Annotated in this window: 23 protein-coding genes and 1 tRNA gene; 23 read left to right on the top strand and 1 reads right to left on the bottom strand. The window is 58.3% G+C overall.

What is annotated here, in order from left to right:
• Positions 1-78: 78 nt before the first annotated feature.
• From ACR0L9_RS01285 to ACR0L9_RS01210, 16 genes are all read left to right on the top strand, one after another.
• Positions 79-1,554 (top strand): Y-family DNA polymerase, encoded by a 1,476-nt coding sequence (locus ACR0L9_RS01285; RefSeq protein ID WP_480894447.1) that lies wholly within the window; start codon positions 79-81, stop codon positions 1,552-1,554.
• Entirely contained in the window at positions 1,551-4,898 is a 3,348-nt protein-coding gene (locus ACR0L9_RS01280; protein ID WP_480894446.1) for an error-prone DNA polymerase, read from the top strand. Before ACR0L9_RS01285 ends, ACR0L9_RS01280 begins: the two co-directional genes overlap by 4 nt.
• A gap of 145 nt (positions 4,899-5,043) precedes the next feature.
• Positions 5,044-6,030, top strand: a complete 987-nt coding sequence (gene cobS / locus ACR0L9_RS01275; protein ID WP_010437533.1) for a cobaltochelatase subunit CobS — start codon at positions 5,044-5,046, stop codon at positions 6,028-6,030.
• Positions 6,031-6,151: 121 nt separating this feature from the next.
• The gene (gene cobT, locus ACR0L9_RS01270) at positions 6,152-8,029 is read left to right on the top strand and encodes a cobaltochelatase subunit CobT (RefSeq protein WP_480894444.1); all 1,878 of its coding nucleotides are present in this window, start codon (positions 6,152-6,154) and stop codon (positions 8,027-8,029) included.
• 265 nt (positions 8,030-8,294) lie between these two features.
• Entirely contained in the window at positions 8,295-9,461 is a 1,167-nt protein-coding gene (locus ACR0L9_RS01265; protein ID WP_170392696.1) for an alpha/beta hydrolase, read from the top strand.
• 77 nt (positions 9,462-9,538) lie between these two features.
• Complete coding sequence (locus tag ACR0L9_RS01260) at positions 9,539-11,329, top strand: aminopeptidase P family protein (protein WP_480894442.1); 1,791 nt, start codon at positions 9,539-9,541, stop codon at positions 11,327-11,329.
• A gap of 63 nt (positions 11,330-11,392) precedes the next feature.
• Entirely contained in the window at positions 11,393-11,737 is a 345-nt protein-coding gene (locus tag ACR0L9_RS01255) for a DUF427 domain-containing protein (RefSeq protein ID WP_170392698.1), read from the top strand.
• An 86-nt stretch (positions 11,738-11,823) separates the two neighbouring features.
• Entirely contained in the window at positions 11,824-12,378 is a 555-nt protein-coding gene (locus tag ACR0L9_RS01250) for a DUF333 domain-containing protein (protein ID WP_170597492.1), read from the top strand.
• Positions 12,379-12,512: 134 nt separating this feature from the next.
• The gene (locus ACR0L9_RS01245; protein WP_170636270.1) at positions 12,513-12,749 is read left to right on the top strand and encodes a hypothetical protein; all 237 of its coding nucleotides are present in this window, start codon (positions 12,513-12,515) and stop codon (positions 12,747-12,749) included.
• Between the two features lie 333 nt (positions 12,750-13,082).
• Positions 13,083-13,958 carry a carbon-nitrogen hydrolase family protein gene (locus tag ACR0L9_RS01240; protein WP_170402459.1) on the top strand — a complete coding sequence of 292 codons (876 nt, stop codon included), beginning with the start codon at positions 13,083-13,085 and terminating at the stop codon, positions 13,956-13,958.
• A 90-nt stretch (positions 13,959-14,048) separates the two neighbouring features.
• Positions 14,049-14,267, top strand: coding sequence for a translation initiation factor IF-1 (gene infA, locus ACR0L9_RS01235; protein ID WP_005978431.1), 219 nt, complete (start codon positions 14,049-14,051; stop codon positions 14,265-14,267).
• 10 nt (positions 14,268-14,277) lie between these two features.
• Positions 14,278-14,856 carry a Maf family protein gene (locus tag ACR0L9_RS01230; RefSeq protein WP_170513311.1) on the top strand — a complete coding sequence of 193 codons (579 nt, stop codon included), beginning with the start codon at positions 14,278-14,280 and terminating at the stop codon, positions 14,854-14,856.
• On the top strand, positions 14,853-15,875 hold the full coding sequence (locus ACR0L9_RS01225) for a ribonuclease E/G (protein WP_480894440.1): 1,023 nt from the start codon (positions 14,853-14,855) through the stop codon (positions 15,873-15,875). The genes ACR0L9_RS01230 and ACR0L9_RS01225 overlap by 4 nt, the downstream gene beginning before the upstream one ends.
• Positions 15,872-16,054 (top strand): DNA gyrase inhibitor YacG, encoded by a 183-nt coding sequence (locus ACR0L9_RS01220; protein WP_170513305.1) that lies wholly within the window; start codon positions 15,872-15,874, stop codon positions 16,052-16,054. Before ACR0L9_RS01225 ends, ACR0L9_RS01220 begins: the two co-directional genes overlap by 4 nt.
• Positions 16,055-16,133: 79 nt before the next feature.
• Positions 16,134-16,208: transfer RNA gene (locus ACR0L9_RS01215), tRNA-Phe, on the top strand.
• Between the two features lie 203 nt (positions 16,209-16,411).
• The gene (locus ACR0L9_RS01210) at positions 16,412-16,546 is read left to right on the top strand and encodes a hypothetical protein (RefSeq protein ID WP_480537039.1); all 135 of its coding nucleotides are present in this window, start codon (positions 16,412-16,414) and stop codon (positions 16,544-16,546) included.
• Positions 16,547-17,036: 490 nt separating this feature from the next.
• Here the strand turns inward: ACR0L9_RS01210 and xylB are convergent, their stop codons facing one another.
• Positions 17,037-18,473, bottom strand: a complete 1,437-nt coding sequence (gene xylB, locus ACR0L9_RS01205) for a xylulokinase (RefSeq protein WP_480894438.1) — start codon at positions 18,471-18,473, stop codon at positions 17,037-17,039.
• A gap of 121 nt (positions 18,474-18,594) precedes the next feature.
• On the opposite strand from xylB, the gene ACR0L9_RS01200 reads away from it, so the two are divergent.
• The 7 genes from ACR0L9_RS01200 (at position 18,595) to ACR0L9_RS01170 (ending at position 26,124) form a co-directional block, all read left to right on the top strand.
• Positions 18,595-19,620 carry a LacI family DNA-binding transcriptional regulator gene (locus tag ACR0L9_RS01200; protein ID WP_480894436.1) on the top strand — a complete coding sequence of 342 codons (1,026 nt, stop codon included), beginning with the start codon at positions 18,595-18,597 and terminating at the stop codon, positions 19,618-19,620.
• A gap of 95 nt (positions 19,621-19,715) precedes the next feature.
• The gene (locus ACR0L9_RS01195; RefSeq protein ID WP_170392705.1) at positions 19,716-21,020 is read left to right on the top strand and encodes an ABC transporter substrate-binding protein; all 1,305 of its coding nucleotides are present in this window, start codon (positions 19,716-19,718) and stop codon (positions 21,018-21,020) included.
• Positions 21,021-21,129: 109 nt separating this feature from the next.
• Positions 21,130-21,996, top strand: coding sequence for a carbohydrate ABC transporter permease (locus ACR0L9_RS01190; RefSeq protein ID WP_170392706.1), 867 nt, complete (start codon positions 21,130-21,132; stop codon positions 21,994-21,996).
• Positions 21,997-22,008: 12 nt separating this feature from the next.
• The gene (locus tag ACR0L9_RS01185; RefSeq protein ID WP_010443328.1) at positions 22,009-22,839 is read left to right on the top strand and encodes a carbohydrate ABC transporter permease; all 831 of its coding nucleotides are present in this window, start codon (positions 22,009-22,011) and stop codon (positions 22,837-22,839) included.
• An 11-nt stretch (positions 22,840-22,850) separates the two neighbouring features.
• The gene (locus ACR0L9_RS01180) at positions 22,851-23,855 is read left to right on the top strand and encodes an ABC transporter ATP-binding protein (RefSeq protein WP_170392707.1); all 1,005 of its coding nucleotides are present in this window, start codon (positions 22,851-22,853) and stop codon (positions 23,853-23,855) included.
• The gene (locus ACR0L9_RS01175; protein WP_480894434.1) at positions 23,852-24,625 is read left to right on the top strand and encodes an L-iditol 2-dehydrogenase; all 774 of its coding nucleotides are present in this window, start codon (positions 23,852-23,854) and stop codon (positions 24,623-24,625) included. Before ACR0L9_RS01180 ends, ACR0L9_RS01175 begins: the two co-directional genes overlap by 4 nt.
• Positions 24,625-26,124 carry a mannitol dehydrogenase family protein gene (locus ACR0L9_RS01170; RefSeq protein ID WP_480894433.1) on the top strand — a complete coding sequence of 500 codons (1,500 nt, stop codon included), beginning with the start codon at positions 24,625-24,627 and terminating at the stop codon, positions 26,122-26,124. Before ACR0L9_RS01175 ends, ACR0L9_RS01170 begins: the two co-directional genes overlap by 1 nt.
• The last annotated feature ends 189 nt before the right edge of the window (positions 26,125-26,313 follow it).

Genomic DNA, 26,313 nt, shown 5'->3' with positions numbered 1-26,313 from the left:
CAATCTGACCCTCAAGGACTCGACTCTTTGAGGGTCAAGAACATATAAGAACAAATGTAGAACATTTGGGGGTTTTATATGTTCGGCGGGATGCAGCGCCGCATCGTTTCACTCTGGTTTCCCCGGCTGGCAAGTGACCGGGCTTTGCGTGTGCGCCCGGTCGATGGGCCGTTTGTTCTGACGCTGAAACAGAATAATGCAAACCGGGTGTATTGCCTGAATGTACAGGCCCAGCGGCAGGGCCTGCACAGCGGCATGCCCTATTCCGATGCCCGCGCCTTTTGCCCCGATCTGCAAAGCCATCCTGCCGACCCGCAAGGGGATCAACGGTTTCTGCACGCCCTGCGCCGCTGGGCCACGCGCTATTGCCCCTGGGTCGGGCTCGAGGGTGAGGATGGGCTGGTTCTGGACATCACCGGATCGGCTCATCTGGCGGGCGGGGAAGAGATGATGCTGACCGACATGCGCAGGCGTCTGGCCCGGGCCGGGCTGACGGTGCAGATCGGTCTGGCCCCGACACGCGGTGCGGCCTGGGCTTTGGCCCATTATGGCGAAGGGGTTGCGACCCAGGATACGCTGAAGGCCATCCGCGCCCTGCCGGTGGCAGCGCTGCGACTGGATGAGGATACCTCGGTCGCGTTACAACGGCTGGGACTGCGCCGGATTGGCGAACTGGCGCAAACCCCGCGCGCGCCGCTGACACGCCGCTTTGGCCCCGAGGTGCTGATGCGTCTGGATCAGGCGCTGGGGGATCAGCCCGAACAGATCACCCCGTTGGCCGATCCGCCCCATTACGGCGTGCGCATGACCCTGCCCGAGCCCATTGGCCTGCTGTCCGACATGATGGCCGGGGCGGAACGGCTGCTGGAACGGCTCTGCGACAAGCTGAAAGCGCAGGAAATGGGCGCGCGCAAGCTGTGCATCACCTTGCGCCGGGTGGATCAGGACCATCAGCAGGTCGAACTGCGGCTGGCCCGGCCTCTGCGTGATCCATATCGCATCCTGCCCCTGTTCGAGCGTGGACTGGCCGAGGTGGATGCAGGCTTTGGCGTCGATCAGCTGCGGCTCGAGGCCACGCTGGTGGAACCCCTGCCGGTGCGCCAGATCAGCCGCGCCGCAAGCCGGGGCAAAGATCAACTGGATGACCTGATCACCCGCATCGGCACCCGGATCGGGCTGGAACAAATCCACCGCCTGCTGCCCGCGCAAAGCCATATCCCCGAACGCAGCTTCATCATCTCGCCCGCCGCCTATTCCGACCCCGCGGGTGGTTGGGTCGCCCTGCGCCCTCGCCCTCTGCAGCTGTTTCCGCCAGAACCTATCGCCGGATCAGGCCCGCACCCGCCGCGCCGCTTTCGCTGGCGACGCATGTCGCTGACCACAGGCCGCTCAACCGGCCCCGAACGCATCTGCCCCGAATGGTGGCTGGAAGATGAGAACTGGCGCACGGGCCTGCGCGATTACTGGCAGGTTGAAACCCGGCAGGGGCGGCGGTTGTGGCTGTATTACACGCCGCAAAATCCGGGATGGTTTGTGCATGGGGAATTCGCATGAGCAAACCGAACCCGCCCAGTTCCCACGCGCAGGACCCCGGCTATGCCGAGTTGGGCGTAACCACCAACTTCACCTTCCTGACCGGAGCCTCACACCCAGAAGAGCTGGTAACCCGCGCGGCAGAGCTGGGCCTGAAGGCCATCGCGATCACCGACCGGAACTCACTGGCCGGGGTGGTCCGGGGCTGGAGCGCATTGAAAGAGCTGCGGCGCGAGGCGGAAGGCGCGGTTCAGATCCGCTCGCAACACCGGGTTGATTCCTCATCCCGGCAAGAGGTCGGGCATGTGCAGCCGATCGACAAACCGGATGTGCCCGCCCTGCCCAAGTTGATCGTCGGCTGCCGTCTGGTTCTGCGCGACAGCGCGGTGCACTGGCTGGCCCTGCCCCGCGACCGCGCCGCCTATCAGCGGCTGACCCGGCTGCTGACGCTGGGCAAGCGACGGGCCGAGAAAGGCGACTGTCATCTGGACCTGCAGGACATGCTGGCGGCCTGTCAGGGGATGATACTGATCGCGCTGCCTCAGGCGGGGTTGAAACAGGCCATCCCCGATATTCAGACCGTCCGGCGGCAATTCCCCAATGCGGTGTTTCTGGGGGCCGTGCCGCGTTATGACGGCAGCGACCGGGCCTATCTGACGGCCTGTGCGCAGGCGGCGCTGCGGGCCTCGGCCCCGATGGTGGCGGTGGGCGATGTGCTGATGCACCGTGGCAGCCGCCGCCAACTGGCCGATGTGCTGACCTGCATGCGCGAACACATCACGATTGACCAGATCGGCACCCGCGCCCTGCCCAATGCCGAGCGGCGGCTGAAAGGCTACGCGGATATGGCCCGGCTGTTTCAGGACCACCCCGGCGCGCTGCGCCGCACGCTGGAAATCGCCGACCGCTGCAGCTTTGACTTAAGTGAGTTGTCTTATGAATACCCCGACGAGATCGCCAGCACTGAAACCCCGCTGGCGCGGCTAGAACGTCTGGCGCGCGAGGGGTTGAAACGGCGCTATCCCGATGGCCCGACCGAGAAGGCCATCAACCTGATGAAAAAGGAACTGGCGCTGGTCGCCGATCTGGATTTCCCGGCCTATTTCCTGACCGTGCATGACATTGTGCAATTCGCCCGCTCGCAAGGCATTCTGTGTCAGGGGCGCGGATCAGCCGCCAATTCGATCCTGTGTTATCTGCTGGGCATCACCGATGTCAGCCCCGACATGATCGCCATGGTGTTCGAGCGTTTTGTCTCGAAGTACCGGGGTGAGCCGCCGGATATCGATGTGGATTTCGAACACGAGCGGCGCGAAGAGGTGATCCAGTGGATTTATGAGAAATATGGCCGCCACCGCGCGGGCCTCTGTGCCACGGTCATCCATTTCCGATCTCGCGCGGCAATCCGCGAGGTGGGCAAGGTGATGGGCCTGTCTCAGGACGTCACCGCGGGCCTGTCCGGCCAGATCTGGGGGATGAGCAATGGCGGCGTTGATGCCGAGAGGTTGCAGGAACTGGGCCTCGACCTCAAGGACCGACGCCTGATGCAGACGGTTCGCCTGATTGGCGAGATCATCGGCTTCCCCCGCCACCTGTCGCAGCATGTGGGCGGGTTTGTCATCACCAAGCAGCGGCTGGATGAGCTCTGCCCGATCGAAAACGCCGCGATGGAAGACCGCACCGTGATCGAATGGGACAAGGATGACATCGACGCGCTTGGCATTCTGAAGGTGGATATATTGGGGCTGGGGATGCTCAGCTGTATCCGCAAGGCGTTTGACCTGATGCAACAGCACAACAGCGAAACCCTCAGCATCGCGACCGTCCCGCAAGAGGACACGGCGACCTACGACATGCTCTGCGCCGCTGATGCGGTGGGCGTGTTTCAGGTCGAAAGCCGGGCACAGATGAATTTCCTGCCCCGGATGAGGCCGCGTGAATTCTACGATCTGGTGATCGAGGTCGCCATCGTTCGCCCCGGCCCCATTCAGGGCGATATGGTGCAGCCCTATATCCGACGGCGCAACGGGCTGGAAAAATCCGAACCCTTCGGTCCCGCCTTGGAAGAGGTGACGCGGCGCACGCTGGGCGTGCCGCTGTTTCAGGAACAGGCCCTGCAAATCGCCGTGGTTGGTGCAGGGTTTTCGGCGGAAGAGGCTGATCACCTGCGCCGCTCGCTGGCCTCATTCCGGCGCATGGGGACGATTGGCACATATCGTGACAAGTTCATCGCGGGGATGCTGAACAACGGCTATGCGCCCGAGGTCGCCGACCGCTGCTTTGGCCAGATCGAAGGCTTTGCCGATTACGGCTTTCCCGAAAGCCATGCGGCGGCTTTTGCGATGCTGGCCTATGTCTCGGCCTGGATGAAATGCCACCACCCGGCGATCTTTGCCTGCGCGCTGCTGAACTCGCAGCCCATGGGGTTTTACGCGCCTGCCCAGATCGTGCGCGACGCGCGCGAGCATGGGGTCGAGATTCGTCCGGTCTGCGTTAACGCCTCGGAATGGGACAATCTGCTGGAACGCCGCGCCGATGGGGCGCTGTCCCTGCGGCTGGGTTTTCGCCAGATCAAGGGGTTCAAGCAGGAGGATGCGGATTGGATCGTGGCCGCGCGCGGCAATGGGTATCCGGACCCCGAAACGCTGTGGCTGCGGGCCGGGCTGCGCCCGGATGTTCTGACCCGTCTGGCCGAGGCGGATGCATTCTCCGGCATGGACCTGACCCGGCGCGACGCCCTGTGGCATGTCAAAGCCATTCGCAGCCGGACCGCCCTGCCGCTGTTCAATGACCCCATCGATGGCGAGAGCATCAACGAGCCGCAGGTCAACCTGCCGGTGATGCATCTGGGCGAGGAGGTTGTCGAAGACTACGTCTCGACCCGCCTGACCCTGCGCTCGCACCCGATGGAGCTGTTGCGCCCGTCCCTGCCCGGCCTTGTGCCGCATGCCACGCTGCAGGACATCCCGCTGGGCTGCTACAGCGTCTGCGGGTTGGTGATTACGCGCCAGCGGCCGGGAACTGCCTCGGGCGTGATCTTTCTGACGCTTGAGGATGAAACCGGGGTCAGCAATGTGGTTGTCTGGCCCAAGGTCTATGAACGGTTTCGCCGCATCGTGATGGGCGGGCGGTTGCTGCAGGTTCGCGGGTATCTGCAGCGCGAGGGGATCGTCGTGCATCTGATCGCGCAGGAGATCACCGATATGTCGCATAAACTGTCCGAGCTTGGGCATCCGCTGGATGAGGCCATCGGCATCACCCAACCGCAAGCGGATGACACCCCGCGCCCCCGGCAGAACGGCCCAAGCGCCCGCCATCCGCGCGAACAGGCCAAGCGTCTGTTCCCAAGCCGGGATTTTCACTAGAACCCGCGCCAGCATAAGGCCAGTTTCAAAGAAACATCTGGCTAACGTGATCCGGTCACCTCTTTCCCTTGCCCTTGCCCGCAATATGTTGCACCACACACGGGTTCAAACCCGGTGAACGGGCCAAAGGATAAGGACAAGGCGCATGGCTGACGGATCGATCGACATCAACGCAAAACCCACCGAGGACATTTCGGTTCGCGAGGTGTTTGGCATTGACAGCGATATGGCAGTCAAAGGCTTTGCCGAACGCAGCGACCGCGTGCCGGTGATCGACCCGACCTACAAGTTCGATCCCGAAACCACGCTGGCGATTCTTGCGGGCTTTACCCATAACCGCCGGGTGATGATTCAGGGCTATCACGGCACGGGGAAATCGACTCATATCGAACAGGTCGCAGCGCGTCTGAACTGGCCCGCCGTTCGCGTCAACCTCGACAGCCATATCAGCCGGATCGACCTGATTGGTAAGGACGCGATCAAACTGCGCGACGGCAAGCAGGTCACTGAATTCCACGAAGGCATCCTGCCCTGGGCGCTGCGCAACCCCGTTGCCATCGTCTTCGACGAATACGACGCAGGCCGTGCGGATGTGATGTTCGTGATCCAGCGCGTGCTGGAACATGACGGCAAACTGACCTTGCTGGACCAGAACGAGATCATCACACCGAACCCGAACTTCCGCCTGTTTGCGACGGCCAACACTGTGGGTCTGGGCGACACCACCGGCCTCTATCACGGTACACAGCAGATCAACCAGGCGCAGATGGACCGCTGGTCTCTGGTTTCGACGCTGAACTATCTCAGCCACGATGCCGAGACTATGATCGTTCTGTCGAAAGCGCCGCATTACAACACCGCCGAGGGCCGCAAGACCGTCAGCCAGATGGTCACCGTCGCCGACCTGACCCGGACCGCCTTCATGAACGGCGATCTGTCCACCGTGATGAGCCCCCGGACCGTGATCAACTGGGCCCAAAACGCAGAAATCTTCCGCAACATCGGCTATGCCTTCCGCCTGTCGTTCCTGAACAAATGTGACGAGCTAGAGCGCCAGACGGTTGCTGAGTTCTATCAGCGCTGCTTTGATGAGGAACTGCCGGAAAGCGCGGCGAGCGCGAGCTTGGGCTAAGCAATATGAATTGCGCCCTCCGGGGCGCAATGCCTCCGGCGGAGGTATTTTTGGCCAGATGAAGGGGGATCCGGTTTCGCATTGATGCGGCGGGTCACTGCAACACAAAGGGCGATTGAACATGGTGCAGAAGAACGACAATCCTGCTGATCCGTTCAAGAAGGCTCTGGCCGAGGCTACTAAAGTTATGGCCGACGACCCCGAATTGTCGGTGAGCTACACTGTTGATCCATCGGGCCTGTCGGGCGAGTCGATGCGTTTGCCGCAGGTCTCTCGCCGGATGACGCGCGAAGAGGTTCTTTTGGCGCGCGGGACGGCAGACGCGTTAGCTTTACAACGCAAATATCATGATGACGCGACCCATGCGCGATATGCCCCTCCAGGTGATATGGCGCGGGATCTCTATGAGGCGATGGAGACCGCCCGGTGCGAGGCGATGGGTGCGCGGGATATGCCCGGCACCGCGTCGAATATCGACGTCAAGATCGGGCATGAGGCGATCCGGCGCGGCTATGATCAGTGCAAACAGCCTGCGGATGCGCCATTGGCTGTGGCGGCGGGCTATCTGATCCGGCATCTGGCCACGGGCCGCGACATGCCGCCTGCCGCCGAGAATGTCATGAACCTGTGGCGCGGATTTATCGAGGAACAGGCCGGCGGGACGCTGGAAAATCTTGACGAAATCCTCTCGGACCAGGCCGAATTTGCCAAGTTCGCCCGACAGATGATCAAAGATCTGGGTTACGGCGATCAGCTGGGTGATGACCCGGATGAACTGGACGACGAACAGGAAGATCAGGCCGAAGAAGACGCCGAAGAGCAGCCCGATCCCGACAGCACCGGGCAGGATGATCAGGACGAACAGGACGCCGACGCGACGCCTGAGCAAACTCAGGAAGAACAGCAGGACCAGTCTCAGGCCCAGGTCTCGATGGACGAGATGGCCGAGGATGAGATGGGCGATGAGGCTGAAATGCCCGAGGGCGAGGCTCCGCTCGAGCCGCCAGCCCCGTCACCTGCGTCCGAGGCGGACCCGGATTACAAGGTCTATCTGAACACCCACGACGAAGAGATCGCAGCTGAAGACTTGGCGGAACCCGCCGAACTGGAACGGTTGCGTGCCTATCTGGACCAGCAGCTTGAGCCGCTGAAAGGCGCAGTGAGCCGTCTGGCCAACAAGCTGCAGCGTCGCTTGCAGGCACAGCAGAACCGGTCTTGGGAGTTCGACCGCGAGGAAGGCATTCTGGATGCCGGACGTCTGGCGCGTGTCGTGGCCAACCCGACCACGCCGCTAAGCTTCAAGGTCGAAAAAGATACCGAATTCCGCGATACAGTGGTGACGCTGCTTCTGGACAATTCCGGCTCGATGCGGGGGCGTCCGATCTCGATTGCCGCGATCTGTGCAGATGTCCTGGCGCGGACGCTGGAACGTTGCAACGTCAAGGTCGAGATTCTGGGCTTTACCACCCGGGCCTGGAAAGGCGGTCAGGCGCGCGAGGCGTGGCTGAACGATGGCCGCCCGCAACAACCGGGGCGTCTGAACGATCTGCGCCACATCATCTACAAAGGCGCCGATGCCCCATGGCGTCGCGCGCGACCCAATCTGGGTCTGATGATGAAAGAGGGCCTGCTGAAGGAAAACATCGACGGTGAGGCGTTGGAATGGGCGCATCGCCGGATGCTCGCGCGGCGTGAGGCCCGCAAGATCCTGATGGTGATCTCGGATGGCGCGCCGGTGGATGATTCCACGCTCAGCGTGAACCCGGCGAACTATCTGGAAAAACACCTGCGCGACGTGATCGCAATGGTGGAAAAACGCAAGATGGTGGAATTGTTGGCCATCGGGATCGGCCATGACGTGACCCGCTATTATGATCGCGCCGTCACGATCACCGATGTCGAGCAGCTTGCAGGTGCTATGACCGAGCAGTTGGCCGCACTGTTCGACAGCGACCCGCGCGCCCGCGCGCGCGTGATGGGGATGAAGCGGGCCAGTTGACGGCCCTGCTTCGACAGTGCAGACTTAGTGCCATCCAAGCCAGTTTTTGCACCGCTGAAGGCGACTTTGCTTATGGTGGCGCAACGGATAGCGCATAAGCGCTATATCGAAGGGCAGGAACATTATTCGTTCTCCTGTTTATCTGCTTGGATAGTGTCCCAGCCCTGCCCGGCCTGCTTGTAGCTGGTCCTGAGATACGCCCTAGAAACCCTTGAGATTGTTGTTGAACCTTGTCGTTCCGCGAGAAACGGAGTGTATTTGCCCCATGCGCTATGAGTTTGCAGACTGTATTCTGGATGTGGATCGACACGTCCTGACCCGCCGGGGTGAGCCCGTCGCAATCGAACCTCAGGTATTCGATCTGTTGGTCCTCTTGGCTCAGCACCCAGGTAAGCTGGTGCCCCGGGACGAGATCATCGCGCGTGTATGGAGTGGCCGCTTTGTCTCGGATTCTACCATCAGCGCACGAATTGCAGCGGCGCGTAAAGCAGTCGGCGATGATGGCAAAGCGCAACGGATCATTCGGACAGTCGTACGGCGCGGGTTGCAAATGGCGGCGGATGTGACCTGTGACGCCGACACCGATTCAGGCGTAGACAACCATACGCAACGGCTGCGTTACGCGCGCGGTGCGAAGGGCCGCGCTGTTCCATACACGCTTTCCGGTGATGGGTTGCCGGTGCTGCGCATCGGTTCGGTCGTGCACGATCTGGAGGCGGAATGGCGCATCCCGTCCGAGCGTACCCGGTTGCAGGACATGGCAAACCGTTTCCGCCTGTTACGCTACAACAAGGACAATGACGTCAGCTCAAACATCGATCATCAGGCGGTGTATGACCGCAGAATAGAAGAAATCCTGACCGTCGTGAATGCAGCGGGGTTTGACCGCTTTTCCATTCTCGGTGAAATGGGCGGCACCTTCCCTGCCCTACACTTCGCCGCAAGGCACCCCGAGCGGATTGACAAGCTGATTATCTCCGGCGGATGGGCAGAAGGGCGAGATTACCGGGAAGATACCAAACAACCCGACTCGATCCGGTCACTGATCGCGGAAGGCTGGAACACGCCGGGCAGCGGCTATGCTATGGGCGCTGAATTCAGCTATTTTCCAGAAGGTCCGCTGGATAGCGTTCGGCACATGGTCAATGAATTGCAGACACTTTATTCAAGCGAGGAAAGACTTCACTACCGTGACATCGCCAATAGCACCTCGGTGCTGCAACTTCTTCCGATGGTGCAATGCCCCACTCTGGTTCTGCACGGGCGGCACACAGCCGTTCACCCCCTGTCCGAGGCGCGCAAACTGGCGGCTGGAATCCCCAATGCCTCGCTTGTGATCCTTGAGACCGGCAACCAGATACCATTGCCTGGAAATGAGGCCTACAACCCGTATATCCAGGCCATTCAACGCTTTCTTGAGACAGAAGAATAGTGTGCGCCGAGGCGCTGGACATTTCCTACCGCAGGCCGCAGGTTTGCGCGCAGCAAGACCGACGAATGAGGCCGCCCATGTTCCAGAGTTTCGAAGTGACCGCACGCCCCGAGCAAGGCCCACCACGACTGGCCGCTTTACGGGACGAGCTGGCGCGCGAAGGCCTGCAGGGCTTCCTGATCCCGCGTGCGGATGCGCATCAGGGTGAATATGTGGCCCCTCGGGACGAAAGGCTGGCCTGGCTTACCGGATTCACCGGTTCTGCGGGGTTTTGCGCGGCGCTCACGGACATTGCCGGGGTTTTCATCGACGGGCGCTATCGCACTCAGGTAAAGGCCCAGGTCGCACAGGATTACACTCCGGTCCCATGGCCAGATGTCAGCCTGAGCGCGTGGTTGAAAGAGCAATTGCCAAATGGCGGCAAAGTCGGGTTTGATCCGTGGCTCCACGCTGCAGGACAGATTTCGTCTGCACAGAAAGAGCTTGAAGGCAGCGGCGTCGAACTGGTGCGCTGTGATAACCTTGCAGACCGAATTTGGGCGGATCAGCCCGACCCTCCGATGAATCCTGTCAGGGCACATCCGATTGAATTTGCAGGTGAAAGCGCCGAGAGCAAAATCAAGCGCCTCGCGAGTGACCTGCAGAGCGCAGATCGTGCGGCAGCGGTGATCACCTTGCCGGATTCGATCATGTGGTTGTTGAATATCCGAGGCGCGGACATCGCATACAACCCTGTGGCCCATGGCTTTGCCATCCTGCACGGTGATGGGCGGGTGGATCTGTTCATGGCCGCTGCCAAACTGACCGGGATCGGGGATCATCTGGGCCCGCAGGTCACCCAACACCAACCCGACGCGTTCCTGACAGCGGTTGAGGCACTTGAAGGCAAGGTACAGGTCGATCCGGGAACGGTTCCGCAGATCGTAGCGGATGCGTTGGGGGACCGTATGGTCGATGGCGGCGATCCCTGCGCCCTGCCCAAAGCCCGCAAGAACCCGGCCGAAATCGCAGGCACGGCCGAGGCACATCTGCGAGATGCCGCAGCGGTGATCGAACTGCTGTGTTGGCTGGACGCGCAGAAGCCCAGCACCCTGACCGAGACACAGGTAGTAACGCGGCTGGAAGAAAGCCGCCGCCGGGACAACGCGCTGCAGGATATCTCATTCGACACCATCGCGGGCACCGGGCCGAACGGGGCCATCATGCATTATCGCGTGACCGAGGAAACCGACAGCAGGCTGGAAAACGGTCACCTGCTGGTGTTGGACAGCGGTGGGCAATATCTGGACGGCACCACCGATATCACCCGCACAATTGCAATCGGTGATGTTGGGGATGAGGAAAAGGACTGCTTTACACGCGTCCTCAAAGGCATGATCGCCATGTCGATGCTACGCTGGCCTGTTGGCTTGGCAGGACGCGATATCGAATGCGTAGCGCGGCTGCCGCTGTGGCTGGCCGGGCAGGATTTCAACCATGGGGTCGGTCATGGGGTCGGTACCTATCTCAGCGTGCATGAGGGCCCTCAGCGCCTGTCTCGGGTCAGCCATGTCCCGCTTGAGCCGGGTATGATCCTGTCGAACGAGCCGGGATATTACCGCGAGGGTGCTTTTGGCATCCGGCTTGAGAACCTTGTCGTAGTGGAAGAGGCCCCAAACCTGCCCAGCGGTGACGACGAACGCGCCATGCTGAACTGGCGTACGCTGACTTATGTCCCAATCGACAGGCGTTTGATTGTAGTCGATTTGCTGACACGAGAGGAACGTGCTTGGCTGAACGCCTATCACCGCGACGTGGCGGAAAAAGTCCGGCCAAGGCTGGGCGACGCCGCTCAACTGTGGTTGGATGCCGCAACCGCACCGGTCTGACACCGGATTGTTACATAGTTTGGGCAGAGGAGAAGCCCTGACACGACGAGGGAAGGAACAGGAATGACAGACACCATCACGATCCGCAAAGCACCGGGCAAATGGAGCGTCCGTTCAGGCGGCGCGATTTTGGGTGAAACCAACAACGCGCTGGAACTTCTGGAAGGCGACAAAGACCCGGTTATCTACTTCCCGCGTGCGGACATTGCGATGGCCTTTCTGGATCGGACCAACAAAGTCACCCAATGCGCAGGCAAGGGAGACGCCACGCATTTCTCGATCGTAAACAAATCCTCAGTCACCGAAAACGCCGCTTGGAGTTATGAAAACCCGATCGACGCGGTGGCCGAAATCAAGGATCACTTGGCCTTTTATCCCGCAGACTCGATCAAGGTGGAACAACTCTGATCCAAGTATCCGCGCAGGACCGGATCGATCTGCAAAACGGCGAAAATCCTCAGAACCTGCCCTGTCCACAATGTTGCGAGGTGACCATGACAAAGCGTCTATTGAATTCCGCAGGCACGATTGCGACCCTGACGATGGCCTTTTCAATGGCCCTGCCCGCCGCAAGCTCTGCCAACACCGGTCTGGCCAATCCCGCGGCAACATATTGCATCGCGCAAGGCGGGCTCTACGGTATACATGACGGTCCGGACGGTCAGAGCGGTATCTGCCAATTGCCCGACGGCACCCGGATCGATGCCTGGACCTATTTTCGCGAACACCATGCGGGCGCGGATGGCAGCAAGCCGGTCGGCCTTGCAAATCCCGCCGCCGTGTACTGTGGCTCAATTGGAGGCGAATATGACCTGACCACGTCTCGCTGCGCACTGAGCGACGGTACGTCCGCCGATGCATGGGAGCTGTACCGCAAGGCACATGGAAAAACGCATCAGGTGGTGAACCCAGCAGCAGCCTACTGCCTTGAGATTGGCGGCAGCTACAAGATCAAAGACACTGGTTCGGGTCAGGTAGGTATATGCACCAAGCCGGACGGCACCTCGCAGGACGCATGGGCCCTGTTCCGTGCGGAAAATCCCGAGTGATCCGATCCGGTAATCAAGCCCGACATCCACACCCAAAATGAACTTGAAGCCCCGATTGAGCCGCAGTTTACCGACGATCAGAGCGCGTGGTAGTGACCGTTTTGCGATAGCCTGATCGCGTCCATTAAGTCGCCTTGGCTAGTTATCAGGTTTTCCTGCAACGCAAGCCTATTATCTGGCTGCTGATTACACTGGGGTTCGCCTTCCTCGCCTTTGATGAAGGGTTCGAGATTCACGAAGCTCTGGACAAGGCGTTTCACCGCTTTTTCGGGATTTCGCAAACCAGCCTGACCGACCGGATCGAGGACATACCTGATCCCCGGATTTGCCCTTCTGGCCGCATCCTTGGTGCACGATGCCGTTACAAATGACAACGCCTTGTTTCTGTGAGTCGATATCCCCGGGGCCAATGTTCTTGATGTAAAACTGCCCCTTCGCGCGCTTGAAGAAGTTGCAAAGTTGATGCCCGAGGTGGAGTTCCTTGCCTGTTTCGTTCAGGTTCTTCGATAGGTCAACTCGACCTCTGATCAGCCATTCGATGCAATCTCTGCACCGGCGGCCGAGAAAGCCTGCCAATAAACACACACCCGCCTCGAAACAGTAAGTCGCAACATAGGTTTCAGAACCACCCGTGCCGCGATTGCAGTAGCCCTGGACGATCTGCTGTTCTAGTGTCGCGCAGCGACCAGACATAGGACTCGGGAATGAAAATCGCCACCGCCGCCTACGACCTCGATTGGCTCGATAGTTGGGCTCAATATGAAGACAAGCTTGAGGCATGGGTTTCCGAGGCCGCAGGACAAGGTGCCGACCTTCTGGTCTTTCCCGAATACGGCGCAATGGAGTTGTCGACGCTCGACGGCCCTAAGGTGGCCGGCGATCTCGAACGCTCAATCCGGGCGGTTTCCGACCGGATGGAAGATGTACAAGTTGTGCATTCGCGCCTTGCAAAGATGTATAACACATACATTCTGGGGGCTTCCGCCCCGGTCATCGACGGACCAGGGCGCCCGGTGAACCGCGCAGTGTTCTACGCTCCTGACGGTCGTCTCGATCATCAGGACAAGCAGATCATGACACGGTTTGAACGCGAGGCCTGGGACATCGCCCCGGGCGGTTCGTTGAAACTGTTTGATACCGCATTGGGTAAAATCGGCGTTCTGATCTGCTATGACAGTGAGTTCCCTCTCTTGGGTCGGGCCCTGAGCGAGGCCGACTTGATCCTCGTACCATCCTGCACCGAAGCCCTGTCCGGGTATTGGCGTGTGCGGATCGGCGCCATGTCTCGTGCCCTTGAAAATCAATGCGTTACGGTAATGTCATCGTTAGTTGGCGGCAATGAATGGTCCGAAGCAGTCGACATGAATACCGGCATGGGTGGCGTGTTTGGCCCGCCCGATATCGGGTTCCCACCGACGGGAGTGCTTGCCGAGGGCACGCTGAATACCGCCGGCTGGACCTATGCCGAGGCCGACCTGTCCACAATTGCAAACGTCCGCGCAGACGGGTGGGTGTTGAACCGCACGCACTGGACCGAGCAAGACGCTCGGGTCGATTCAGTCACAATATCACCCCTTTAGGTGACTTCGCCCTTGAAATAAGGCCGAAATAGGCTCATTTAAGCGCACGATCTGCAGATTCTGCAGGTGCAACCTAATGATGGAGACAACATGGCCAAGGAAGATACGCTCGAATTTCCCGGTGTCGTGAAGGAACTCCTGCCTAATGCGACGTTTCGGGTCGAGCTGGAAAACGGCCATGAGATCATCGCACATACGGCAGGCAAGATGCGCAAGAACCGCATCCGTGTTCTGGCCGGCGACAAAGTTCAGGTCGAAATGACCCCATATGATCTGACCAAGGGTCGGATCAACTATCGCTTCAAGTAACGCTTCGTACATGGCGTTTATCCTCGGATCGGGCAGCCCGCGGCGGCTGGACCTGCTGGCGCAGCTTGGCGTTCGGCCCGATGCGATCCGTCCGCCGGATATCGATGAAACGCCGCTGAATGGCGAACTGCCGACCCCCTATTGTAGCCGCATCACCCGGCAAAAAGTTCAGGCTGTTCAAGCTGATAGCGATGATATCACCTTATGTGCTGACACTACGGTCGCACTGGGTCGCCGCATTCTTGGCAAACCCGAAGACGCGGGACAAGCTGCAGAGTTTCTGCACGCCCTGTCCGGCCGACGCCATCGGGTGATCACTTCGGTCGCTGTGCGGCGCGGGGATAAAATCCTCCAGCGTGACGTGGTTTCTCAGGTAAAGATGAAACGTCTGTCTGACAGCGAAATCAATGCCTATCTTGCGACGGATGACTGGCAGGGCAAGGCCGGAGCCTATGCAATACAAGGCCCTGCCGGTGCATTCATCCCGTGGATTTCAGGCTCGTTCACCGGTATCGTCGGCCTGCCCTTATCCGAAACGGCTGCACTGCTGCAAGGCATCGGCTATCCCTTATATCGCGAGGTATCATGAAGGGTCGTACCATCATTCTGGATCATATTCAGGAACGCGAAGCTGCAGCTCTGATGGTGGATGGTATTCTCGACGATTTCCTGATCGCCACAGATGCCCCTGCGCCAGGTACGATCTACCGCGCCCGCGCCGATCGCCCGGTCAAAGGTCAGGGCGGCATGTTTCTCACCACACCCGACGGCCCGGCTTTTCTGAGGCAAGTCAAAGGGTTGGCACCCGGTACTTTGCTACTGGTGCAGGTGACCGGATATGCCGAGCCCGGCAAAACCATACCCGTCTCGAACCGTATTTTGTTCAAAAGCCGCTTTGCGATCGTGACACCTGACGCGCCCGGCCTGAACATCTCGCGCCGAATCCGTGATGAAGATATGCGCGACCAACTTCTCGAAATCGCGCATGAGCAAATGGGAAACAGCACGCACGGCCTGATCCTGCGCTCGTGCTGTCAGACGGCGGATGCAGATGAAATCGCTGAAGATATCTCAGCCATGTTGGCACTTGCCGAGCAGGTATTGGCTGACACGGGCAGTGAACCAGAATTGCTGAGCGAGGGCGATGGTCCGCATATCCTGGCCTGGCGTGATTGGACGGACCCGGCCGAGGTCGTGACCGCATCCGGCGGATTTGAGGACCACGGTGTCGTTGATGCGCTCGATGCAGCAAAGGGGATTTCCGAAGCGCTTCCCGGTGGAGGACACCTCTATATCCAACCGACCCGCGCGCTGGTTGCGGTGGATGTGAACACCGGCGCCGACACATCTCTCGCGGCGGGAACCAAAGCTAACTTCGCCTGCGCCAAAGCCCTGCCGCGCGCCCTGCGCGTGCGCGGGTTGGGGGGGCAGATCACTCTGGACCTTGCACCGATGCCCAAGAAAGACCGGAGGGGTTTCGAATCGGCCTTGCGGTCGGCATTCAAGTCCGATCCTGACGAGACGATTTTGGCCGGTTGGACCCCGCTTGGCCATTTCGAACTACAGCGCAAACGTGGTCGTATCCCATTGACGGAGATTCTGAAATGAGCTGCCCGATCTGCGGAGAAGATACCCAGCAGGCCTTTCGACCATTCTGCTCCAAACGCTGCGCGGATATCGATCTGGCAAAATGGCTAAACGGTTCTTATGCGGTGCCATCGCAACGTGAAGAAGACGCCGAGACGACCTCGGAACCAACCGAAAGCCCCACGTCTCGCCCGCATTGAAAAAATGTCAAAAAGCCTCTGGACACTGCCTGTGGCAAGTCATAGAAGGCCTCCACCCAATGGCAAACGCCATTCCCGTGCCCGGGTAGCTCAGGGGTAGAGCAGTGGATTGAAAATCCTCGTGTCGGTGGTTCGATTCCGCCCCCGGGCACCATTCCCAACAGGTAAACTTCTGTTTCCCTTCAGCTTTAACCGGAGCTGATCAAGGGCGTAGTACATGCTGGAGAACAAAACCGTTCCCTTCTCATTTGTGAATGCAGAGGTCTTCTACTTCACACGACGGGTCCCGAAAGACCTCGATCACCACTAGCTGCAGAGAAGTGTTGCTTTCCGGCGGTCTCCGAGCGACTCAATGCGATGGCTGAACTCGTAAGGCTGGGGATTCCCGTCTCGGCGAGGCTGCAGCCGCTTGTACCGGACAACGAAGAAGACGCGGCAAAACTAATTCGCGGATTCGCTGATTGTGGTGCGAAACACGTTTCGGTCGAGTAATTGAAACTGCCTATCGAAAAAAATGTTTCGCAGTCAAAAGTGTTGGAAAGAGTTCTTCCGTGCGCCCGAAAAGACTACCAATCACGGCAAGCGGTTCGCGCAGCTAGGGAGTATGTGCTACCGCCTTAGCACAAGATTGAAGGCCACGAGTATCTATCGACAACCGCCAAGAAACATGGATTAATCTATGGCTATGCCGATAACGAGTTTTTGCTTCGCAACCCCTTTCGCTCTTGCTTTAATGGTGCAGATTTGTTCCTGAGGGGCTCTGGGTCGCTGACATCACGCATTTCATTGTGGTCAAGATAGCCATAGCTCAGCCCAAAACTCAGATCCGCAGCACCTAATCCTAACGAAAATTGACGGCATGATCTGCACCTCTCAGACCTAGTTATCACCCATACGTCGATCCATGTCATGCCTATTGCTTCACCAACGCAGGTCCATCTAGCGCGGGGGACGATCTAAATACTGAAGATTATTAGTGCGATCAATTTACACCTTTAACCGCAGAATAAAGTCGGCGGAATTTTATCAACCGCTCGGAAAGTGCAGCTATTTCAACGGGCTCAAACCTTTCGGTTGTGGGCGGCTGATATGCCAAATCGGCTTTCGTCAACGCGCCGAGACCACACGCCGCGAGCCGGGCTGCGCCATATGCCGGACCGGAATCCGCCCCATCAGATCGTACAATGGGTTTTCCAATCACCGTTGCGATCAAACCAAGCAACAATTCTGATCGGCTGCCGCCTCCTATGGCGGCCAATTCGGGCAGGTCGTCAATTGTGTCACCAAAACTGAGCGCTGCATCGGCAAAGCTAAACGCAATTGCCTCAACTACAGAGCGGCAGATGTCAGCACGTGTTGTTGAATCCTCCAGTCCAAAGAAACTGGCCCGAATACGTGGGTCTCCGTGCGGGCTGCGTTCACCCGTCAGATAGGGCAGAAAAATAGGAACGCGATCACCGTTGACCGTTTCAGCAAGCGCGACAACTTCGGTAGAAGTCAGCCCCAACTGATCCCCAATCCATGAAATGGGCCTTGCCCCGTTCAGCATCGCAGCCATTTGATACCAACGATCGGGCAGCGTGTGTGCAAAAGCATGAACATAGCGTTCAGGGTTAGGCTTATAACTTCGATTAGCCACAAATAGCTGACCGGATGTCCCAAGTGAGATGAACCCACGCCCTGGCTCGGTAGCACCCAATGACACCGCCCCTGTTGCCGCGTCCCCTCCTCCAGCCACGACGGGAATACCGGGTTTCAGCCCTGTCTCTGCCGCAGCACGTGCGGTCACTTTCCCAACAACCGTTTGACCGTCGAATACTGGCGGTAACCAGTCGGGCTTTACAAATGTGGCTTCGGTGACAGCGGCATTCCATTTGCGCGACGCCTGATCGAGCCACATTGTTCCGGCCGCATCGGACGTATCGGTTGCCAATTCTCCATGCAGGCATAAGCCGATGTAGTCTTTGGGCAGCAGGATATGGGCAAGTCGACCGTAATGTTCGGGCTCATGTTGTCTAAGCCATGCAATCTTAGGTGCGGTAAAGCCTGGCAAGGGCAGGACACCCGCAATCTGTCCAATCTGTGGTTCGGCCGCACGCAGTTCATCACACTCGCGTGCTGATCTGCTGTCATTCCAAAGGATCGCCGGGCGGATCGGACGCAGATCGCGGTCCAGCAAAACGGCTCCATGCATTTGACCGGACAATCCGACGGCCTTGATTTCGGACAACTCAATTCGGCCCACAAGTTGGTTCAAAGCGTCTAGTGTCGCCTTCCACCAAAGGTCCGGGTGCTGCTCAGACCAGCCGGGCTGGGGTGAAGATGTCTGTATCCCCACCGAAGATGTCGCGAGAATCCGGTCCCTATCCGCGTAGGCAAGCTTGACAGCCGAAGTTCCGATATCGATCCCGAGATACATTCAAACCCCTCGCCCCGTTCAACTACTCGGAGACCGTCTGGCTATTGATTTTTTAGCGCGCGCAAAGAATATGTAAAGATACGATAAAATCAAGGCGGCTATGATCCGCAGGCAGACTAGCATGACCAAGATTAAGAATATGGAAGAGTTCGCAGCCCTCAGCGGCATTTCGCGGCCCACAGTATCCAAATATTTCCATGATCCCGAAAGTGTTCGCCCGACGACAAGGGCGCGCATCGAAGAAGCGCTCGAACGGTTTGATTACCGCCCTAACATTTTTGCGGTGAACCAGAACCGAAAGCTGACCAAGAATATCGGCATCGTCGTACCCTATTTGTCTGACCCTTTCTTTGCAGAAATCGCACGGTATCTGGAACAATCCTGCATCGCGGCGGGCTATCGACCGTCTCTCTTCAGCTCACATGGCGAGCAAAAGCTCGAGAACGAAATTCTGGACGGCCTGCAATCCCTGAAACCCGCCGGGGTTTTGCTAGCCCCTTTGGGGCGTATCTCGGACCGATCCGCGATCGAGAAATTCTGTGCCAACGTGCCAACGGTCTTGTTTGACAGCAACCTGGATGGTTTGGGGGCTGCCTTTGTTGGGTCGGACAATTTCAGTTTTGTGTCACAAACGGTCGAATACATGACCCGCACTGGCGAACCGCCATCTTTCTTTGAAATGCGTACGCCTGCGAATCCGAATGCCAACAAACGTCGAAAAGCCTATGTTGAGGTGATGGATCGTCTTGGGTTCGAGCCTCATATCATCAAAATCGACGGCATAGGCTGGGCATTTGAAGAGATCGGTCACCGGGGCGCGTTGAAAGTTCTGGACGAGCGTCAATTGAGGACGAATTCAGTTCTATGCAGCAATGACCGACTGGCAATTGGCTTTCTTGCGGCCTGTTACGAACAGGGGATTCGGGTCGGACGCAAGAACGATTGCACGCTGCGCGTGGCCTCAAATGACGATCATCCGTTCGCAAAATTCACCTGCCCTTCTCTGACCACAGCTGCGCATGATTACGACAACGTGGCCGGAAGAAGTGTCGAAACGCTATTCGAACTCATTGAAAATGGGGGAGAATTTGAGACACGAACAGAAACCCTTTTCCCTGCGCGGCTCGTATTAAGGAATTCGGCATAACTCGATAATTTTAACGCGCGTAAAGTTTTTATTGACGGCGCGACAATTTACGCTCTACGCTCTCTGCACGACATCCAAGCTCAGGGAGGACAGGGATGTATCTGAAGCACGCACTTCGCGCGGCGACTGCATTGACATTCGTCGCTACGGCCGCAGCCCACGCGCAATCCATCACGATCGCCACCGTGAATAATGGCGACATGATCCGGATGCAGGGCTATACTGACAAATTCACCGAAGCGACCGGTATCGACGTCGAATGGGTAACGCTGGAAGAGAACGTGCTGCGTCAGCGCGTCACCACCGACATCACGACCAAGGGCGGTCAGTTCGACATCATGACCATCGGCATGTACGAGACGCCCATCTGGGGCGCGAATGGCTGGTTGGTTCCGCTGGATGGTTTGTCCGAAGACTACGATGTCGGGGACATTCTGCCCGCAATGGCGGGGGGCCTAAGCCATGAAGGGACGCTGTATGCCGCACCATTCTATGGCGAAAGCTCGATGATCATGTACCGCACTGACCTGATGGAACAGGCCGGCCTTGAAATGCCCGACGCGCCGACCTGGCAATTCATCCGCGAAGCTGCCGCTGCGATGACGGATCGGGACAATGACATCAACGGCATCTGCCTACGTGGCAAGGCTGGTTGGGGTGAAGGCGGCGCCTTTATCACCGTGACAGGCAATTCCTTCGGCGCACGCTGGTTTGACGAGGATTGGAAGCCCCAATTCGATCAGCCGGAATGGAAAGAAGCGCTCACTTTCTTCGTCGACATGATGAATGAATCTGGCCCGGCAGGCTTCGCCACCAATGGGTTCAATGAAAACCTGTCGTTGTTCCAGCAGGGCAAGTGTGGCATGTGGATCGACGCAACCGTCGCGGCATCCTTCGTGACCAATCCTGACGACTCGACAGTGGCAGACAAGGTTGGTTTTGCACTGGCACCGAACTCGGAAGGCGTAGATAAACGCGCCAATTGGTTGTGGGCCTGGGCGCTAGCGATCCCAGCGGGCACGCAGCAAGAGGACGCGGCAAAGCAATTCATCGAATGGGCGACCTCGAAAGACTACATTGAGTTGGTGGCCGAAAATGAAGGCTGGGCCAATGTGCCGCCGGGCGCGCGAACCTCGCTCTATGAGAACCCGAACTACAAGGAAGTTCCCTTTGCGAACATGACCTTAGAGTCGATCCTGATGGCCGATCCACAGAATTGCTGCGCACAGCCGACGCCATACACGGGTATCCAGTTCGTCGCGATCCCCGAGTTTGCCGGTATCGCTACGCAAGTAAGTCAGGAGTTCTCGGCAGTTTATGCCGGACAGCAGTCAGTGGACGAAGCACTCGCCAAAGCGCAGGCCTTCACCACCGAAGAAATGGAAGCCGCAGGCTACTGAGGCATCCCTCCCCGGCGGGCGGGCAGAGGTCTGCCCCCCGCTCTACCCTTCCACAACTCGCGTTTTTCTCGCAGGCTTTGGTTATGCCTGAACAGAGAGGGTTTGCGTCATGGCAACTCAACATTCCCGATCCGTCGCGCGCCTGATGATGGCACCCGCAGTGGTCCTGCTACTTGGCTGGATGCTCGTGCCCCTGACGATGACGCTGTATTTTTCCTTCAAGAAGTATCTGCCCCTTCGCGGTGGCGACTTGGGCTGGGTCGGGTTCGACAACTATGTCCGGTTCGTCTCGTCCAGCTCCTTCTGGCCCGCGGTGCAAGCGACGTTGATGATCGTAGGCGGCGTCTTGGTGATCACCGTAATTCTAGGCATTCTACTAGCGATGCTGCTGGATCAACCCATGTGGGGTCAGGGCGTTGTCCGTATCCTCGTGATCGCTCCCTTCTTTGTCATGCCCACGGTGTCTGCGTTGGTGTGGAAGAACATGTTCATGGATCCTGTGAATGGGTTGCTGGCCCATCTATGGCGCTTTTTCGGGGCCGAGCCGATCTCATGGCTATCCGAGGCCTCGATGACTTCGATCATCATGATCGTCTCATGGCAGTGGCTACCCTTCGCGACACTGATCCTGCTGACCGCAATTCAGTCACTGGACAGTGAACAGCTGGAAGCAGCCGAAATGGATGGTGCGCCAGTCCTGAAACGCTTTTATCACATCGTCCTGCCACATCTGAGCCGCGCGATAACCATCGTGATCCTGATCCAGACGATCTTTCTTCTGTCGATCTTCGCCGAAATCTTCGTGACCACCGGCGGCGCCTTCGGCACCCGAACCCTCACCTACCTGATATTCCAGCGCGTGCTGGAAAGCCAGAATGTCGGCCTTGGATCAGCCGGAGGTGTCTACGCCATCATCCTTGCCAATATCGTTGCCATCTTCCTGATGCGCATCGTTGGCAAAAACCTGGACGCGTGAGGAGGAACCACCATGGCCCGCGCCGTCACATCCCGTCGTAAATCGCTGAACACCGCCCTTGCCTGGGCCGTTGGTCTGCTGATCTTTTTCCCGATCCTCTGGACGATCCTGACCAGCTTCAAAACCGAGGCTCAGGCGATCGCCAGCCCACCGCTGTTCCTGAACTTCGATTGGACGCTCGAGAACTATGCAATCGTACAGGAACGCTCGGATTACATGCGGTTCCTGTGGAATTCGGTGATCATCGCAGGTGGATCAACCATTCTGGGCGTGATCATCGCAGTGCCCGCAGCATGGGCCATGGCCTTCGTGCCGTCCAAGCGTACCAAGGACATCCTGCTGTGGATGCTGTCCACCAAGATGCTGCCCGCGGTGGGTGTTCTCTACCCGATCTATCTGCTGTTCATCCGGTTGGGTCTACTGGACACGCGCGGAGGGCTGGTCGTGGTGCTGATGCTGATCAACCTGCCGATCATCGTCTGGATGCTTTACACCTATTTCCGTGAAATCCCCGGTGAGATTCTGGAAGCCGCCCGGATGGATGGTGCCACGCTGAAAGAAGAAATCCTCTATGTGTTGACACCCATGGCCGTGCCCGGCATCGCCTCGACCGTGCTACTGAACTTCATTCTTGCCTGGAACGAGGCATTCTGGACGCTCAACCTGACTGCCGTTGACGCAGCGCCGCTTACCGCATTCATCGCCAGCTATTCCAGCCCCGAAGGCCTGTTCTTCGCCAAGCTCAGCGCGGCATCGACCATGGCGATCGCACCAATCCTCATCCTTGGCTGGTTCAGCCAGAAACAACTTGTCCGCGGCCTGACTTTCGGCGCTGTGAAATAAGGAAGACGACTATGGGACGTATCCAACTCAAGTCAGTGACCAAAAGCTTCGGTGACGTAGAGGTCATTCCACCACTAGATTTGACTATCGAGGACGGTGAATTCACCGTCTTCGTTGGGCCCTCTGGTTGTGGCAAGTCCACGCTGTTGCGGCTCATTGCGGGGCTAGAGGACATCACTTCGGGCTCCATCGACATTGATGGCGCGGATGCAACCGACGTACCGCCCGCCAAACGTGGTCTGGCAATGGTGTTCCAGTCTTATGCTCTGTACCCGCATATGAGTGTGCGCAAGAACATCGCCTTTCCCTTGCGTATGGCCAAGCTGGATCAGGCCGAAATCGACAAGCGGGTCGAAGGCGCAGCAAGCGTTCTGAACCTGAGCGATTATCTCGACCGCCGCCCGGGGCAGCTTTCAGGTGGGCAACGCCAGCGCGTTGCCATTGGTCGCGCCATTGTTCGTGAGCCCGCGGCATTCCTGTTCGACGAGCCCCTTTCAAACCTAGACGCGGCGCTGCGCGTCGGCATGCGGCTGGAGATCAGCGAACTGCACGAACGTCTGGCGACAACGATGATTTACGTGACGCACGATCAGGTTGAAGCCATGACAATGGCCGACAAGATCGTCGTGCTTCAGGCCGGTGTGATCGAACAGGTCGGCAGCCCGCTTGAATTATATCGGACGCCGCGCAACTTGTTTGTTGCAGGGTTCATCGGCTCGCCCAAAATGAACTTCATCGAAGGACCAGAGGCGGCGAAACACGGCGCACAAACAATCGGTATTCGCCCGGAACACATCGCGGTTTCTGAAACTGAAGGTGAATGGTCCGGGATTGTTAGCGTTTCAGAACACTTGGGATCGGACACCTTTTTTCACGTCCACGAGACCGGCCTGGCCGAAACCATAACCGTCCGCGCAGATGGTGAGGTCGGCTTCCGCCATGGGGATCGAATTCACCTGACACCGCGTGCAGATGTCATCCATCGGTTTGATGCGAAAGGCTTGCGGATCGAATGACACGCTTGGCAGGCAAAACCGCCCTGATCACCGGGGCTGCGCGAGGCATCGGATTGGCCTTTGCCAAAGCTTATGTTGCAGAAGGCGCGCGTGTTGCCATCGCCGACATCGACATCCAGCGTGCGAAAGACGCCGCCGCAGAATTGGGTCAGGTTGCATTCGCCATCGAGATGGACGTGACAAACCAAGAAAGCATAGATGAGGCCGTCGCAAGAGCCGCTACACATTTCGGCCCTATCGACATTCTGATCAACAATGCGGCAATCTTCACCGCCGCCCCAATCGTTGAGATTGAGCGGGAAGACTACAACCGCGTGTTTGACATCAACGTCTCGGGTGCTTTGTTCACGATGCAAGCGGTCGCCCGGCACATGATCGAGCACGGGACCAAAGGTCGGATCATCAACATGGCATCTCAGGCTGGGCGAAGGGGGGAACCTTTGGTCGCGGTTTACTGCGCCAGCAAGGCGGCGATCATATCGCTGACCCAATCGGCAGGGCTGAACCTGATCGCTCATGGAATCAACGTGAACGCAATTGCTCCGGGTGTTGTTGATGGCGAGCATTGGGACGGCGTTGATGCGTTCTTTGCAAAACATGAAGATAAACCGCTCGGCCAAAAGAAACGCGAAGTGGCGGCAGCTGTTCCCTATGGGCGGATGGGTCGCGCAGAGGATCTGACCGGGATGGCTGTATTTCTGGCCTCTGACGAAGCCAGGTACATTGTCGCCCAGACATATAACGTCGATGGCGGAAACTGGATGAGCTGATGAATCCTGTGGCAAACGCAAATCCTGCAGTACATCTAAGGCGAGATAACCTTTCAAACCTGCCGACAACTGTCAGGACCCCATCTTACAGGTGCTCGGACCTGACGCCCGGCATTGTCCATATCGGTCTCGGGAATTTTCACCGCGCGCATCAGGCTTGGTATATCCACCAGTTGATGCAGCAAGGTCAGGCCCACGACTGGGCAATCATCGGAGCCGGTGTGCGAAGCTACGATTCCGAGATGCGAGGGCGTCTGCTGGCGCAGGACTGCTTGACGACATTGATCGAACTGGACCCGAAAGGGATGTCCGCCGAGGTAACTGGTCCGATGATCGATTATCTTCCGGTCGAGGCCGGCAATGCAGCGTTGATCCGCAAGATGTCCGAGCCTTCCATCAAGATTGTGTCTTTGACAGTGACCGAAGGTGGATATTACCGAGATGCCAACACGGGTGCCCTCGACACAGATCACCAAGAAATTCTTCATGATGCAGCAAATCCAAACCAGCCGCGCACGGCCTTCGGTGCGATCATTGCGGCGCTCAAGCAGCGCAGGGCGCAGGGCATCAAACCCTTCACCGCGCTGAGCTGCGATAACCTTAAGGATAATGGCGTGATCCTGAGGAACTGCGTTGTCGGTCTAGCACGCCTGTCTGACCCTGCTCTGGCCGACTGGATAGACCAGAACGGCGCATTCCCCAATTCAATGGTGGATTGCATCGTGCCCGCTACAACAGACCAAGTGATATCACAATGCCACGCACTTGGCGTCGATGACCAAGCACCCGTCTCGCACGAGAACTATCGCCAATGGGTGATCGAGGACGATTTCTGCGCCGGGCGCCCACCCCTGGAACAGGTTGGCGTCACGCTGACCCGTGATGTCCAAAGCTATGAGACGATGAAACTGCGCATCTTGAACGGCGGTCACCAGTTGCTTGCTAATGTCGGCGAAATACTGAATGTCCCGACAATTTCGGATTGCATGCAGGACCGGGATATCTTGGCGTTTTTCAGAAAGGTCCAAGAAGAAGAAATTCTGCCTCATGTCGCAGCCGTCCCCGGAGCGACTGCAAATGAATACCTTGAGCAAGTTGAGACGCGATTTGCAAATACGGCCATTCACGACACGACGCGCCGGGTTGCTTTCGATGGATCGGCGCGACACCCCGGGTTCTTGCTGCCGTCACTTCGTGATGCACTTGCGGCAGGCTCTTCCATAAGCGGGCTCGCGCTGGCCGAAGCTTTCTGGTGCCGGATGTGTGCAGGATACCGTGAAGATGGCTCCGAAATCGCCCCCAATGACCCCCAATGGGAGAGTCTACAGAAAGCTTCGCTGGCGTCCAAAGACGATCCAGAACTCTGGGTCGGCCAGCAACACTATAGCGATGCTTGCGCCCTCGGTGCAGACTTTCCCAGAGCTTTTGCCTTCTGGCTAACTACGATCTGGAAACACGGCAGTCGGGCAGCTATCGCGGAATATATCAATCGCAGTTGAGCCCTTTTCTGAACGCGCTTTGCAGAGCAGTGTCAGTCTCCGATACGAATATCGAGCGACACAGTATTCAGCCATTCGGCCTTAGCGAAGCCGTCGATTTTGATACGACCCCAATACCCACTACGCGCAAGTTTTGCGATTTTCGCCTATAAGTTCTTCCATCATGTCCACGCATCCGAGAAGATGTCA

The organism is Ruegeria sp. I3, assembly GCF_056532525.1.
This window is presented reverse-complemented; position numbering and strand designations above follow the sequence as displayed.

Coding starts and splice junctions, on each gene's coding strand:
- ACR0L9_RS01240 (WP_170402459.1), top strand. CDS start 13,083: ATGAAAATCGCCACCGCCGCCTACGACCTCGATTGGCTCGATAGTTGG.
- ACR0L9_RS01265 (WP_170392696.1), top strand. CDS start 8,295: ATGCGCTATGAGTTTGCAGACTGTATTCTGGATGTGGATCGACACGTC.
- ACR0L9_RS01210 (WP_480537039.1), top strand. CDS start 16,412: ATGGCTGAACTCGTAAGGCTGGGGATTCCCGTCTCGGCGAGGCTGCAG.
- ACR0L9_RS01195 (WP_170392705.1), top strand. CDS start 19,716: ATGTATCTGAAGCACGCACTTCGCGCGGCGACTGCATTGACATTCGTC.
- ACR0L9_RS01280 (WP_480894446.1), top strand. CDS start 1,551: ATGAGCAAACCGAACCCGCCCAGTTCCCACGCGCAGGACCCCGGCTAT.
- cobT (WP_480894444.1), top strand. CDS start 6,152: ATGGTGCAGAAGAACGACAATCCTGCTGATCCGTTCAAGAAGGCTCTG.
- ACR0L9_RS01180 (WP_170392707.1), top strand. CDS start 22,851: ATGGGACGTATCCAACTCAAGTCAGTGACCAAAAGCTTCGGTGACGTA.
- cobS (WP_010437533.1), top strand. CDS start 5,044: ATGGCTGACGGATCGATCGACATCAACGCAAAACCCACCGAGGACATT.
- ACR0L9_RS01255 (WP_170392698.1), top strand. CDS start 11,393: ATGACAGACACCATCACGATCCGCAAAGCACCGGGCAAATGGAGCGTC.
- ACR0L9_RS01225 (WP_480894440.1), top strand. CDS start 14,853: ATGAAGGGTCGTACCATCATTCTGGATCATATTCAGGAACGCGAAGCT.
- ACR0L9_RS01190 (WP_170392706.1), top strand. CDS start 21,130: ATGGCAACTCAACATTCCCGATCCGTCGCGCGCCTGATGATGGCACCC.
- ACR0L9_RS01230 (WP_170513311.1), top strand. CDS start 14,278: ATGGCGTTTATCCTCGGATCGGGCAGCCCGCGGCGGCTGGACCTGCTG.
- ACR0L9_RS01175 (WP_480894434.1), top strand. CDS start 23,852: ATGACACGCTTGGCAGGCAAAACCGCCCTGATCACCGGGGCTGCGCGA.
- ACR0L9_RS01285 (WP_480894447.1), top strand. CDS start 79: ATGTTCGGCGGGATGCAGCGCCGCATCGTTTCACTCTGGTTTCCCCGG.
- ACR0L9_RS01260 (WP_480894442.1), top strand. CDS start 9,539: ATGTTCCAGAGTTTCGAAGTGACCGCACGCCCCGAGCAAGGCCCACCA.
- ACR0L9_RS01250 (WP_170597492.1), top strand. CDS start 11,824: ATGACAAAGCGTCTATTGAATTCCGCAGGCACGATTGCGACCCTGACG.
- xylB (WP_480894438.1), bottom strand. CDS start 18,473: ATGTATCTCGGGATCGATATCGGAACTTCGGCTGTCAAGCTTGCCTAC.
- infA (WP_005978431.1), top strand. CDS start 14,049: ATGGCCAAGGAAGATACGCTCGAATTTCCCGGTGTCGTGAAGGAACTC.
- ACR0L9_RS01220 (WP_170513305.1), top strand. CDS start 15,872: ATGAGCTGCCCGATCTGCGGAGAAGATACCCAGCAGGCCTTTCGACCA.
- ACR0L9_RS01185 (WP_010443328.1), top strand. CDS start 22,009: ATGGCCCGCGCCGTCACATCCCGTCGTAAATCGCTGAACACCGCCCTT.
- ACR0L9_RS01200 (WP_480894436.1), top strand. CDS start 18,595: ATGACCAAGATTAAGAATATGGAAGAGTTCGCAGCCCTCAGCGGCATT.
- ACR0L9_RS01170 (WP_480894433.1), top strand. CDS start 24,625: ATGAATCCTGTGGCAAACGCAAATCCTGCAGTACATCTAAGGCGAGAT.